The organism is Micromonospora sp. CV4 (assembly GCF_003667455.1).
Lineage (GTDB): Bacteria > Actinomycetota > Actinomycetes > Mycobacteriales > Micromonosporaceae > Micromonospora.
The window spans coordinates 1-1245 of the sequence record NZ_RCVI01000202.1 but is presented as its reverse complement, the minus strand read 5'-3'; the positions used below and the strand labels follow the sequence as shown (position 1 = coordinate 1245).

Genomic DNA, 1245 nt, shown 5'->3' with positions numbered 1-1245 from the left:
CGCAGGACCAACTCGGTTTCCGGGAAGTCGTCGTGTCCCGGGGTGACGGACACCCCGCTTTCAGGGAAACCGAGTCGATCATGGCGCGGCCCGGCCGGGGCCGACGTGGGGAACGCAGAGCCGGCCGTAACGCCGAAGAGCCGGGCCCGCAGGGCTCCGGCTCTTCGAGGCGTACGTCGCGGGGGTCAGCGCCGCGACTGGCGGAACGAACCGCCCGGCGGCCGCATGTTCTTCGGGATCGCGCCCTTGGGCATCTGCGGCCGGGCCGTCAGCGCCTTGAGTCGCTTGTCCAGCGAGTTGACGTCCTTGCCGCTGAGCGCCCGGGGCAGCCGCAGCAGCGTGGTCCGCAGCTTGCGGATCGGCAGCTCGCCCTCCTCCTGCCCGATCACGTAGTCGTGCAGCGGGGCGGAGCCGATGACCTTGGCCAGCCGCCGCTTCTCCTGCCCGAGCAGGCCGCGCACCCGCTGCGGGTTGCCCTCGGCCAGCAGGATCACGCCGGGCCGGCCGATCACGAGGTGGACCATGTCCATCTGGGTGGTGGAGCTGACGGCCGGGGTCACCCGCCAGTCGCCGCGCATGTTCTCCATGATCTGCGCCGCTGCGCCGGGTTGCCCCTCGGCGGCGTTCATCATCGCCTTGTTGGACCGCAGGTTGAGCACGATCAGCACCGCGAGCAGGGCGAACAGGATGCCCAGCGGCAGCCAGATCCAGCTCCAGAGGATGACCGCGACCACGGTGAGGGCGAGCGGGAGGAGCACCGCGGCGGCGACCAGCGGCGCGAACCACCGGTCCTGCTTGGCGGTGAACTGGAACACCATCCCGATCTGCTTCAGCCGCTGGCCGAACGAGACCTTCTCCTGGGGCTTTGCCATGCCGCAGAGTCTAGTGGGCCCCGCCCGGCCCGTTGATCCGCGTCCGGGTGCCGGGCGGCTGAGTACCTTACGTCGCCGTACGCGTGCGCGGCGGGCGGGTAAGGAGCGTGGCGCCGCGGAAGATGAGGCGGTGTGCCCATGCCTCGGTGGGGCCTTCGCGCGAAGAGTCATCAGCAGAAGATGACGACGCCACGAAGGAGCCCGAGATGTTCGGCAACGACGCAGAATTCCTGCTCACCCTGCACCGCAGTCACGCCGCTGAGCTACGCGCCGAGGTGGCGGCGGAACGGCTGGCCCGCTCGGTGTCCCGCCCCGCCGGTCGCCGCTGGCTGGGCCGCCGCCAGCAGGTTCGCCGCACCGACGACCGCCGATG

Annotated in this window: 1 protein-coding gene; it reads right to left on the bottom strand. The window is 70.9% G+C overall.

The window, feature by feature from the left end; genetic code table 11:
• Window positions 1-185: 185 nt before the first annotated feature.
• A complete protein-coding gene (locus EAD98_RS07245) occupies window positions 186-872 on the bottom strand; it encodes a DUF4191 domain-containing protein (RefSeq protein WP_089019642.1) in 687 nt (228 codons plus the stop codon).
• Window positions 873-1245: the final 373 nt, after the last annotated feature.